At 39.1% G+C, this 11,529-nt stretch carries 11 protein-coding genes; 8 read left to right on the top strand and 3 right to left on the bottom strand.

Translation table 11 applies throughout. The features are described from left to right. Window positions 1-12 precede the first annotated feature (12 nt). The gene (locus FS608_RS06360) at window positions 13-720 is read left to right on the top strand and encodes a response regulator transcription factor (RefSeq protein ID WP_144548399.1); all 708 of its coding nucleotides are present in this window, start codon (window positions 13-15) and stop codon (window positions 718-720) included. A 146-nt stretch (window positions 721-866) separates the two neighbouring features. Here the strand turns inward: FS608_RS06360 and FS608_RS06355 are convergent, their stop codons facing one another. Then, window positions 867-1,223, bottom strand: coding sequence for a hypothetical protein (locus tag FS608_RS06355; RefSeq protein WP_144548398.1), 357 nt, complete (start codon window positions 1,221-1,223; stop codon window positions 867-869). Window positions 1,224-1,374: 151 nt separating this feature from the next. Between FS608_RS06355 and FS608_RS06350 the strand changes: the two genes are divergently transcribed. After that, on the top strand, window positions 1,375-2,811 hold the full coding sequence (locus tag FS608_RS06350) for a sensor histidine kinase (protein WP_144548397.1): 1,437 nt from the start codon (window positions 1,375-1,377) through the stop codon (window positions 2,809-2,811). 87 nt (window positions 2,812-2,898) lie between these two features. After that, entirely contained in the window at window positions 2,899-4,029 is a 1,131-nt protein-coding gene (locus tag FS608_RS06345) for an oxygenase MpaB family protein (RefSeq protein ID WP_144548396.1), read from the top strand. A 256-nt stretch (window positions 4,030-4,285) separates the two neighbouring features. On the opposite strand, the gene FS608_RS06340 is transcribed toward FS608_RS06345, so the two are convergent. Both FS608_RS06340 and FS608_RS06335 read right to left on the bottom strand, forming a co-directional pair. After that, window positions 4,286-5,116: an ABC transporter permease gene (locus tag FS608_RS06340; RefSeq protein ID WP_144548395.1), complete on the bottom strand. Its 831-nt coding sequence runs from the start codon at window positions 5,114-5,116 to the stop codon at window positions 4,286-4,288. 18 nt (window positions 5,117-5,134) lie between these two features. Then, window positions 5,135-5,902 carry an ABC transporter ATP-binding protein gene (locus FS608_RS06335; RefSeq protein ID WP_186328648.1) on the bottom strand — a complete coding sequence of 256 codons (768 nt, stop codon included), beginning with the start codon at window positions 5,900-5,902 and terminating at the stop codon, window positions 5,135-5,137. 659 nt (window positions 5,903-6,561) lie between these two features. Here FS608_RS06335 and FS608_RS06330 point away from each other — a divergent pair. The 5 genes from FS608_RS06330 to FS608_RS06310 all read left to right on the top strand — a co-directional run bounded on the left by FS608_RS06330 (window position 6,562) and on the right by FS608_RS06310 (window position 11,518). Continuing rightward, a complete protein-coding gene (locus FS608_RS06330) occupies window positions 6,562-7,455 on the top strand; it encodes a TauD/TfdA dioxygenase family protein (RefSeq protein WP_222127313.1) in 894 nt (297 codons plus the stop codon). A 125-nt stretch (window positions 7,456-7,580) separates the two neighbouring features. Then, window positions 7,581-8,570 (top strand): ABC transporter substrate-binding protein, encoded by a 990-nt coding sequence (locus FS608_RS06325; protein ID WP_144548393.1) that lies wholly within the window; start codon window positions 7,581-7,583, stop codon window positions 8,568-8,570. Window positions 8,571-8,763: 193 nt separating this feature from the next. Beyond that, window positions 8,764-9,186: a hypothetical protein gene (locus FS608_RS06320; protein WP_144548392.1), complete on the top strand. Its 423-nt coding sequence runs from the start codon at window positions 8,764-8,766 to the stop codon at window positions 9,184-9,186. A gap of 302 nt (window positions 9,187-9,488) precedes the next feature. Beyond that, a complete protein-coding gene (locus FS608_RS06315) occupies window positions 9,489-10,340 on the top strand; it encodes a MurR/RpiR family transcriptional regulator (RefSeq protein WP_144548391.1) in 852 nt (283 codons plus the stop codon). 26 nt (window positions 10,341-10,366) lie between these two features. After that, window positions 10,367-11,518: an amidohydrolase gene (locus tag FS608_RS06310; protein ID WP_144548390.1), complete on the top strand. Its 1,152-nt coding sequence runs from the start codon at window positions 10,367-10,369 to the stop codon at window positions 11,516-11,518. Window positions 11,519-11,529: the final 11 nt, after the last annotated feature.

Raw genomic sequence — 11,529 nt, 5'->3', positions numbered from 1 at the left:
AGGAGTAAGTTTATGGATGGAAGAGTGTTAATAATTGAGGATGATGATGCGATCGCAAGTATTATAGGGACGTATCTTAAGAAAGAGGGATTTCAAATAGAACGGGTTGATAATGGAATTGATGCTGTAACGGTTGCATCTACTGGTGAATGGGACCTACTATTACTTGATGTGATGCTTCCAGGATTGGATGGGTTTGAAATATGTATGAAGCTGCGTACGATGAGTATTGATGTACCGATCATTTTCCTTACAGCTCGTGGAGAAGAAGTGGATCAAGTTTTGGGGCTTGGACTTGGGGCAGATGATTACATAACTAAGCCATTTTCAGGGTTAGCGCTAACCGCAAGAGTGAAGGCGCATCTGAGACGTTATCGTGAATTAAAAGGAAACCAGAGCAATCATGAAACGGATGTTTTAAGGTTCTCCGATTTAGAAATCGATCTTGGGGCATGTGTGGTTCGAAGGGAAGAACATGAAATAACGTTATCGGCTAAAGAGTATGAATTACTCCGGTTCCTCCTATCTCGCCCAGGGCAAGTATTTACAAAGGAACAAATTTTCAGCAACGTTTGGAGTGATGGCTACTATACCACCGATGATAATACAGTAATGGTCCATATACGCAGACTTCGCGAGAAAATTGAAATAGACCCGTCCAAACCTCGTTATATTATAACCGTACGTGGTCTTGGGTACCGCTTTGCAAAGGATGCCTAAAGGAGGTCACTTAAACTTGTAAGCTTCTATTTAGGTTTATGTAAGATTGTCTCCTTATTATTAACCTAAAGGAGGTGTAATGATGGTATATGTTATGAAAGGAAAAAGTAAAAAAGGTATGCCCATGGCATACCTTAAAGTTTATTTTACCAGAAAATAGGGAGCCATGGCCAAGACCACTGGTCGTCATCGGGTTTTCGATGCGATACTTTCCCTTCCGGTAAGTTCATTTGAAACTCAATATCGTATTCACTTTCTGATCCCTTATATGTAAGGTAAACCTGATAACTCCGGTTTCCTAAATCGATAATAACACATTTGGATCGATCAATTTCGTAACCAGATTCGCTTAACGCCTTTTCGCCTTCCTTAAAAGTCGGTGAGGAGAACATTAAAGCCTTGATTTGATTAATCTCACTTGGATTATCCGCAGCAAACGCTGGACTTGCAATCATGCTTAATAGCAGGATGAGACAAATAACTAGTCGGTTTAAAGAAACCATATGATACCCCCATTATGATATTTAAGAACTAATCGTTTGTTGGCCAATGTATATATTTTACAAGAAAACTAGGAAAATGTTAACAATTATCCATTTATATTGACCTATATTTTTATTAAACCGTTAATCTTCAAAAATAGGAGATATCTATATGCTTAAAAAACTAAAAGTTAAGATGGTTTTCGTTTATATCGCTGCGGTTACATTGGCATCCGTCTTTTTCATTTTGTTTAGTATCCTTTATTCTTATTATCGTGGTCCATCGATGGCATATAATCTCCTTTCTGACTTGAAAAATTCATCTATGGAAAGAGTAGAAAAAATTGAAAAGGCTATACACGATAACAATGAAACTAGTATTCAAGATATCTATATGCCCAAAAAACTTTATCCTGGGGAACGAATCCAAGTAATTAAAATGAATGGCTCCGTTCTCGCTGATTCTGGTCCGGGATTTAATAAAAACAAAGAAGAGTCGATTCCTTTGCAAGAAGCAGTGAATTATCTATACCTTTATTCAAAACAACTTTGGGAAGTGAAGTATGTAGATAAGTTACCTTATGTGGTCGAAATTAAAAAAGATGGACAGATTTGGGGGTTATATATTATAACAATCCCTTCCAGTTCAATCCCTAACGTTGATCACATAACCTCTCCGCCGGGCACTCTTTTTTGGGTGATAAGTCTACTTATAACGATAATACTGATTGGTTTTATCCTTCTTTCCGTTTACGGCAGGATTTTGGTTAATCCGATATTGAAGCTGTCGAGCATTGTAGAACAATTTGCGCATGGAAATCTAAGCGCACGGGTCGATTTCTTTAATAGAGGGGATGAAATTGGTACCCTTGGTAGGGATATAAACGTAATGGCAGATAATCTTCAAGTAGCGAATAGAAAGATTGAAGAGCTGGATAAAGCTCGTCGGTATATGGTTGCAGCTGCTTCTCATGACCTTCGTACACCACTTACCGCAGTTCTTGCCCATGCGGAAGCATTAGAAAATGGAATTACAGAGAATCCGCAACAATCGCTTTCCGTTATTCATAATAAAGGATTACTACTGAAAGGATTGATTGACGATCTATTCGAACTTGCCTCATTAGACGCACATCAAGAAGAATGGGAACGAGTTCGTTTGAATCTAACGGAATTAGTTCGACGGGAAGTAGTGGCAGTCTTTCCTAAATTAGAGACGGCAGGTGTTGAGCTAGATATCGATGTGCCGGATGAGGAGTATTGGGTAAGCATCACTCCTGGTAAGATAGAACGAGTGATCAGCAATTTTTTAGAAAATGCTCTTAAGTATGGAGCAAGTGGAAATTGGATCAGGGTTCGTGTGTTTCCTAAAAGCAATTGGGTTCGTGTGGAAGTAGCTGATCGTGGATCTGGTATACCTTCTGAAGAAAGAGAACGGATATTTGATCGATTCTATCGTTCCGATACCGCGAGAACAAGTCGAATGGGCGGGAGTGGTCTAGGATTATCCATTGCACGTGAAATCATTCTCCGTCACGATGGGAGAATCGGTGTAGAAAGTCCTGAAGAAGGATATACACACTTTTGGTTTGAATTGCCTTTGAATTAAGTATTTCTCCTTTATTGAATAGTAAATCTTAGGATGAATTACGGAATTATATATTTCTTCAACAAATGTGAGTAAGGGGAGAATTTGATGCAATATACAGACGAGATTATGGATCAGTTACGGATGGAAGGAGACCCAATTTTAGATAAGATTGTGGGAGAAATTTTCCGGACCGGTCAAGTTGGAGCAGTAAATGAATTGCTAAAAAAACTAATTAACAATAAGCAAACATATACTGAGGCACTGCCTGATAATATCGAATATTGGTTGAAAGAAACCGCTAATTGTCCAATAGATATTGAGTGGGACCGGATTCGAAGCGCAACAGATTTTTTTAAGGAGCATGGGATTGCCATAACCTTACTATTAGGAACAAGCTCACTTGTGTACTGCTATACTGCACATAAAGGTGTAAAGGCTCTCACGTTCAGTTATCGCTTAGGGCAGGATGCTAATCGCAGAATATCTGAAACGGGACAATTTGTTCTGCTTGTCATGGCGCCGGGCGGTCTTGAACCAGGGGGAAAAGGGATAAAAGCAGTTCAAAAGGTTCGATTAATGCATTCGGCCATCCGCCACTTGATTAGAGGAACTGGTCGATGGAACGAAGGGGAACTTGGTGTTCCTATATGCCAGGAGGATTTGTTAGGTACTTTATTAACTTTCTCTAGTGTCATTATCGATGGACTTCGACGTTTGGGTATGGAGGTTACAGATCGCCAGGCTGAAGATTATCTGTATTTTTGGAGAATTGTCGGGGAAATGTTGGGTATCAGGAAGGGTATTCTTCCGAAAAACATGAAAGAGGCAGAAATAATTAAAAGGTCGATTGAAAGGTGGCATCACGGTCCTTCTCCCGAGGGGGTACAAATGACTCGCGCTTTGCTTGAATATCATGCCGGTCTTATACCAGGTGAGTTTTTTGATAATGTCATACCCGCATTGATTCGAGAAATGGTGGGAGACGAGATCTCTGATTGGATGGAAATTCCTCAATCGAGTTGGAAAAAGTTAATGAAACACAAGGAACTAATGGGATTATTTCTTGATTCCGATCATACAGGATTCTTCGGCTGCATAATCAATCGTCTGGGTTTGGCGCTGTTGGAACGCCAGACACTTGCTGTGACTGATTATGAATATACACCGTTTCTTATCCCTACAGAACTTCGAAAGGTATGGGGGATTTCTGGAATTGAGGAGAAAAAGGCGAATTAATACCTATCGAATATATATCAAACCGCACAGTGATTTTTTCATTTATGCGGTTTTTTCGTAATTAATTGATCTTTATCTTATAAGTATCATGATTATAAAAAGAAAAAAGGCCAACAATATCAGTTAATATAGTTTTTTCTACAGAAAAGACTACTTCCCATATAATAAGGAAGTAGTCTTTAAATGTTGTAGTAATTTGGAGGCTTAGCCGACTTTTCTTAGTTAAGGGTTTGAATGTGGATTCTTTAATATTGGGTTAAGCTTTAAAACTATCTTGCCATTTAAGTAAACGATTTTCTAAAAAGCGGACGATCGAGTCGGATATTTTACCAGCAAGGGCAAAGATGATAATGCCTACAAAGACAGTGTCTGTCTGCATAAATGAACGGGCATCTTGGATCATGAAGCCCACACCTCTATCTGCGCCCAATAACTCTGCGACAACTAAGCACATCCAGGCAGCGCTTAGAGCTAAGCGTATACCTAGTAAAATATTAGGTAAAGAAGCTGGAATCATTAACTTAGTGATTTGCTCTATTCGGCTGTACTCTAATATTTGAGCAACATCGTAAAGTTTTTTATCTACATTTCGAATGCCTAAAAAGGTTTGTAAATATAAAGGGAAAAAAGCACCTAAAGCAATGAGTAATATTTTCGATAATTCACCAAACCCTAACCACATGATAAATAGCGGTGTAATCACAAGCAGTGGGACAGTTCGGAGCATTTGGATACTAGGGTTTAAATATTCCTCCGCCCTTTTGTTCATGCCAACAATGACACCTATTAATAATCCGAGAAAACCGCCGATAGCAAAGCCGAGAAATGCTCGAAATAAACTAATTTGCAAATGTTTAGCCATCTCTCCTGACTGGACTAGCTCAATGAAGCGGGTGACAATTAGCAATGGTGAAGAAAATAATTGTTCGGACAAGATACCGAGTGAACTTAACAATTGCCATAAAAACAATACGACAACAGGCAGAGTAAATCCTCGCCATATAGAGTAGCTTTTAGTTAATGGTGACTTCTTCTTCTTAATTGAAATGGCTTTGTTCTGAGCGATTGTTTGTGTAGACATGTACATCATCCTTTCTATTTTTAGTTAAATGCTCCAATCTTCTATTTCGTTAACTTGGTGATCAAGAAGTTTCAAGATAACGGTTCGGTATTCTTGAAATGCTTTACTAATCCTTGTTCTTGGATAAGGCAAATCAATAGGGACAATCCCCTTTATTCGCCCTGGCTTTGCATCCATGACGACGACTTTAGAGGACAAAAAGATCGCCTCATCAATATCGTGGGTGACAAGCATCATAGTCGTCTGATTTTCCTCCCATATTTCAAGTAAAGCTTCTTGGAGATGATTGCGAGTAAATGCATCTAATGCACCAAATGGTTCATCTAGCAATAACACTTCAGGATTCCGCAGCAAGGCCCTAGCAATTGCTACACGTTGTGACATCCCCCCTGATAATTGACGCGGATAGGCTTTTTCAAATCCTTTAAGTTTTACAAGTGAAATTAAATGGTCGACTTTTGAACGTATTTCTGGATCTTTTAATGACAAGTTACCTGAAATATTGTTTTCTACGTTTAACCAGGGAAACAAACGATGCTCTTGAAAAATAAAACCGCGATCCTTAGAGGGTCCATTCACTGCCTTATCAGCTATCGCAATTTCGCCTTCAAAATCTAAATCAAGTCCGGCAATTAATTTTAATAATGTACTTTTTCCGCAACCGCTGGGACCAATAATGGTCATAAACTCACCATATTTTACGGAAAGATTGAAATCCTCTAAAACTTTAATTCTTTCATTGTCACTGTTAAACGTTTTTCTTACATGATTAATTTTCACTGTGGATACCATAATGTTCTTCATCCTTTCTAAAAATAATGCTGTGTTAAACTTGTCTGTTGATTTCCGTTCCAGGCACTTCGCTTTCCGCGGGCGTGCCGGGGAGCCTCCTCGTCGCTTTGCTCCTGCGGGGTCTCCCCTGCCCCGTACTCCCGCAGGAGTCTTCGTGCCTTCCACTCCAATCAACAGAGTGCCAAAATCAACATTAACCTCTAACACAGCCAAAAATAAAAAAAGAGATTCAGCGAAAAGACAAATGTGTCTTTTCACCGAATCTCCAGTAGACTAGTCGATTCATTCGAATGAATTAATTGATAATAACTTACCATGGCGATTATGAATAATCAATACTTTAAATCCAACTAAATTTATAGGATTACTTAAAAAATAATTGACAGACTATTTCAAACCCTGTTAAGATGCATTCATAACCAAACCACTTTCCAATATAGACCAATTAAAAATAGTGATAAGAATCCACTAGACGACTAGAGATTTAACAAAGAGAAGCCTCCAGGCTCACTTTGTTAGATCTCTTTTTGTTTTTTGGTTATTAAACCAACTATTTATCTAGGTTAAGTGGGAAATAAAAAGTTAGGAGGCGGATCAAGAGAGAGATTTACGTAGTGGTTGAAAAAAATTAAAACATGATAATGAGGAGGAATTTGAAAATGACAGCTTTTCAAACAAAACAATTAAAAGTGGTGCCGCAAGCAGGAAGAATTGGTGCAGAAATTCAAGGTGTTCAATTAAGCGGGGATTTAGAACCAAGTATTTTACATGAAATTAAACAAGCACTAAACGAGTACAAGGTAGTGTTTTTTAAGGGCCAAAATCATTTAACGGATGCGAGCCAAGAAGCATTTGCATCATTATTAGGCGAACCATATGCACATCCAACCGTACCGGTAAAAAATAATACAAACTATATTTTTGAATTGGACTCTGCGGTAGGTGCAAAAGCGAATCATTGGCATACGGATGTTACGTTTGTTCCTGAAGTTCCGAAATACTCCGTATTAAGAGGGGTAACGATTCCGGAAGTTGGCGGTGATACAGTTTGGGCAAACACCAATACAGCGTATGAAGACCTTCCGGATGGCTTAAAAAAATTAGCTGATAAGTTATGGGGAATTCATTCCAATGAATTTGATTATGCGCAGTATAAACGAAGTGATATTGATGTTAATGAGGTAACAAAAAAATATCGTGATGTTTTTGAATCAACGGTTTTTAAAACGAGACATCCAGTGGTACATGTTCACGCCGAAACCGGTAAAAAACATTTGTTATTAGGAGGATTTGCGGGACGGTTAGAAGGCTTTACAACAAGTGAATCTGAACGATTGTTGAGTATCTTTGATTCGTACGTGACTCGTTTAGAAAATACCGTACGCTGGAAATGGACGGAAGGGGATGTGGCTATTTGGGATAACTTGGCCACGCAGCATTATGCGGTAGCAGACTACGGAGATCGTCATCGGGTGGTGCGGCGTGTAACCGTCGGAAAAGACGTACCTGTTAATCAAGAAAATGAAGTTAGCCAATTACTAGTGAAGAAATAAAATCTAACTCATTGAATAAATAGAGGTTCCGAAAAGGAGATCACGCTCATTGCGAACCTCTTTTTTTCATAATCAGGATACACACATGCAGCGGGTGAAGCCATGTGATACGAGGAGGTTTAAATATGGAGAAATATCGTAAGCACTTATTAGGATTATTATTGGTCATTTCCATGATCTTTTTATTAGCAGGATGCAATTCATCCACAGAAAAAACGGATGCCAAAGGTGCTCCAGTTAAAGTGAATATTGCATTAAATGGAAAAATGGGTCCTCTAGTCATTGCTCGAGAAAAGGGCTGGTTCGAAGAAGAGTTTAAGGCACTGAATGCCGATGTAAAATGGAGTGAATTCACAAGCGGACCCCCGCTTTTAGAATCACTTGCTTCCAATCGTGTTGATTTATCGTTTTTAGGAGATGGTGCGTTAATCGCAGGTTTAGATAAAAAACTGCCATTTGAAGTGATTGCCCAAACCGGTACAGGTGAATCGAATGTTCGGATTTTAGTACAAAAAAATGGGGATATAAAGACGATTAAAGAATTAAAAGGCAGAACAGTGGGTGTTCCTCTTGGGACAACGGCACATGTGTATCTAATTAAAGCTTTGAAAGCAAATGGTTTAACGACAGATGATGTGAAACTCATCAATCTTCAACCCGATGATGCACAAGCGGCCTTTGAATCCAAAAAATTAGACGCATGGTCTGCGTGGAATCCTTATTACCTAAATAATGTTGAAAAAGGGATTGCATTAACTTTAGATGTAAACAAAAAAATATTTGCTCCTGGCGCTATTATTGCCAGGTCAGGCTTTGCAAAAGAACATCCTGAAATTGTTCAGGCCTATTTAAGAGTGTACAAAAAAGCAGCCGATTGGCAAATTGAAAATCCAGATGAAGCATCTGAAATATACTCACGTGCAACTAAACTTCCAGCTGATCTCATTAAGAAAATCATCACAGCGGAAAAACCTAATATCCTATTTACAAAAGAGTCTATTAACGCACAGCAAGATTCCATCGACACATTAGCCGATGCAGGCTACATCCAGAAAGCATTTAATTATAAAGATCAGATTCATAAAGAGTACCTTGATGCAGCTTTTAAAAAATAGCATCAAAAAGTAGTATAGGAAAAATTAAAAGAGTGCCTGACACCATCCAATCTTATGAATGGTGTCAGGCACCTTTTTTTGATCTACACGCTATATGTTTCCTTTCCATGTAGAACAGCAATTTGAGACCCCTCGACAAATATCTACATAAACCTGCTATAATAAAAGCAATAAAAATAGGGAGGTGAGAAGGATGGAAAAAACACTCATGTTGATATTGGACAAACTTGATACCTTGGACCAAAAGGTAAACACGATAGACCAAAGAATCACTGACATGGATCATAGAATAACTGGCATGGACCAAAGAATCACTGACATGGATCAAAGAATCACTAGCATGGATCAAAGAATCACTGACATGGACCACAGATTAACTACTGAACAAAAAAGACAAGGTGATTTATTACATCAATTAATAAATACAGTAGCAGCCACGAATGTAAAGATTTCCGAAACAAACGAAAGAATGGATGCAATGGAAACGAAAGTAAACATTGTTATAGATGATGTGAAAGAAATCAAAAATTCTATGGCCACAAAATATGACCTTGAATATTATGACCGGATGATTTCCGAACACTCCAGGGAAATTCACAAGTTGAAAAATAGCTAAAACTCTCCATAAAGAATCCTCCATAATAACCTATTTTCAATATATTAGAACCTCGATCCTACTTATAATAAAGAATCGGGGTTTTTTGTATTCCATTAACTTTGGGGTCAGTCCCTCAGTATGTTAATGCTTTAACTTGACGGGGGACTGACCCGGATTTTCCGAACATGCTAAAAAAAAGCAATATTTAATAAAAAAATATTTCTAAATATTCAAGAAATGAAGTATAATAAAAAACAATAAAGCAGTTACTGCAACATTTATAAAAAATGAAGTATTAACTGCACAATATGGAGGGCCGTATGAAAAGTTTTGAAACGATTATTAAAGAAAAATATGATACCTTGTCACCTGGGCAAAAGAAAGTTGCCAAACATTTGATAGAGAAACTGGATGAATCCGCTTTTAGCACAGCGATGATGATTGGACGAAAGGTAGAAGTTAGTGAAACGACCGTCATTCGTCTATCCTACGCATTAGGATTTAATGGTTTCAGTGAAATGCAGAATTACATTCAACAGCAGATCGTAAACAAAAGTTTGCATCCATTTAGTTCAGATGCGCAAGTAGAAAGGAAAGAGGAAGAGCACACGTCTCTCTTTACAGAGATTCTGGAAAAGGAAATTCTGTCCCAGCGGCAAACCAATCATCAACTGAATGAAACAGAACTATGGAAGGTTGTTAATGAATTAATCAATGCCGATCGAATCTTCATTTTGGGAATGGGTGCATCCTATGCACCGGCACACTGGTTTTCATTCCAGCTCCATTCTCTTCGGGATCAAGTCACACTCTGCCCATCAACTGGAGAAATCTACGAGCGGTTGGGCGATTTAAGTGACCGTTCTGTTTTATTTATCATCTCGTTTCCGCGCTATTCGAAGGAAACCCTTCATATTGCAGAGTGTGCCAAAAAACAGGGGATACCATTAATTTGCGTGACAGATCGTTTATTGTCTCCGATTGGTCGAATCGCTGACCTTACATTAACCACGGAGGAAGATTCAGAGTCGGCCGCCCATTCCATCACACCAGCCATCATATTGTTGGATTTCATCATTGCCGGGATGAAGGTGAAAGATTCTCATCGGATTCAAGCTCGGCAGCAGAAATTAGAAGAGCTGTACACGAATTACCATGTTTTTATTGAATGAACACTTGTGAGGAAAGGGGAAATTTCATGAGGCAGCTTATTCATTACATAAATGAGCAGGAGCAAACCATTTTAAAGACTTATGCTGACCTGCACCAATTGGCTGAACCTAGCTGGCAAGAACAAAAGACTTCCCAATATATTCAGGAAGAGTTAGCAAGAGCGGGGATATCATTTAAGACCTTCGCTGGTCATTATGGAATTATTGCCGATATACCAGGTGAAGGCGACGAAATCATTGCTTTACGCGCGGATTTGGATGCCCTATTACAAGAAGTGAAAGGAAAGGTCCAACCCAATCATTCCTGTGGGCACGATGCTCACAGCACGATGGTACTACATACTGCCTTGGCTTTTGCGGCTTGTAAACCAGCTCGATTAAAGCCGGTTCGTTTCATTTTCCAACCAGCAGAGGAGAAAGGCGAAGGTGCACTACAAATGATCCAAGATGGAGCATTGGAAGGTGTCCACTACTTATTTGGTGTACATCTTCGACCCTGGATGGAAGTTCCGATGGGGAAAGCCGCTCCTGCCATCGTGCATAGTTCCTGTGCCACCATTTATGGAGTCATTAAGGGGAAACAAGCCCATGCATCGCGGCCCCAAGATGGTAATAATTCGATCGAAGCCGCATCTTACGTAATCCAAGCCTTGCAAAACATTCGACTAAGAAGCCCTGATTCTTTTTCGATAAAAATGACGGGCTTACATGCTGGGGGAAATTCCTCCAATGTCATTCCTGAAACGGCAAATTTTATATTAGATTTACGAGCAGCAACAAATGAAGCGATGGAAGAGCTGCAGTCCAGAACATTAGATCTGCTAGAGAAAGTAGGTGCTCTTACTGGGACAAGAATAAGCGCCTCCGTGGAAGAATTTGTTCCAGCCGCAAGATTAAATAAAGAAGCGATTAAGATGGCAAAGGAGGCTGCGGCCTTTGTCATGGGAGAAGAAAATGTGGTGGATAACTGTATTTCACAAGGAGGTGAAGATTTTCATTTCTATACCCTTCAAAATCCTGAAATAAAGGCGACCATGATTGGACTTGGCTGTGACTTGCGTCCTGGTCTTCATCATCCGGAGATGGAATTTAATCAAGAAGCGCTCCTCTATGGAACAAAAATATTATCAAATCTAGTTTATAAGGCTGCATCAAATAATCATAAAAATAAATGGTGATGGGGGATTAT

The sequence above is a fragment of the Bacillus sp. X1(2014) genome, from assembly GCF_007678255.1.
Note: the sequence above shows the minus strand (reverse complement) of the source record. Positions and strands in the feature narration are given on the sequence as shown.

What these genes read in the sequence shown, in the direction of transcription:
- FS608_RS06350 (WP_144548397.1), top strand. Translation starts at nt 1,375, where the DNA reads ATGCTTAAAAAACTAAAAGTTAAGATGGTTTTCGTTTATATCGCTGCG.
- FS608_RS06355 (WP_144548398.1), bottom strand. Translation starts at nt 1,223, where the DNA reads ATGGTTTCTTTAAACCGACTAGTTATTTGTCTCATCCTGCTATTAAGC.
- FS608_RS06360 (WP_144548399.1), top strand. Translation starts at nt 13, where the DNA reads ATGGATGGAAGAGTGTTAATAATTGAGGATGATGATGCGATCGCAAGT.
- FS608_RS06315 (WP_144548391.1), top strand. Translation starts at nt 9,489, where the DNA reads ATGAAAAGTTTTGAAACGATTATTAAAGAAAAATATGATACCTTGTCA.
- FS608_RS06345 (WP_144548396.1), top strand. Translation starts at nt 2,899, where the DNA reads ATGCAATATACAGACGAGATTATGGATCAGTTACGGATGGAAGGAGAC.
- FS608_RS06320 (WP_144548392.1), top strand. Translation starts at nt 8,764, where the DNA reads ATGGAAAAAACACTCATGTTGATATTGGACAAACTTGATACCTTGGAC.
- FS608_RS06325 (WP_144548393.1), top strand. Translation starts at nt 7,581, where the DNA reads ATGGAGAAATATCGTAAGCACTTATTAGGATTATTATTGGTCATTTCC.
- FS608_RS06335 (WP_186328648.1), bottom strand. Translation starts at nt 5,902, where the DNA reads ATGGTATCCACAGTGAAAATTAATCATGTAAGAAAAACGTTTAACAGT.
- FS608_RS06340 (WP_144548395.1), bottom strand. Translation starts at nt 5,116, where the DNA reads ATGTACATGTCTACACAAACAATCGCTCAGAACAAAGCCATTTCAATT.
- FS608_RS06310 (WP_144548390.1), top strand. Translation starts at nt 10,367, where the DNA reads ATGAGGCAGCTTATTCATTACATAAATGAGCAGGAGCAAACCATTTTA.
- FS608_RS06330 (WP_222127313.1), top strand. Translation starts at nt 6,562, where the DNA reads ATGACAGCTTTTCAAACAAAACAATTAAAAGTGGTGCCGCAAGCAGGA.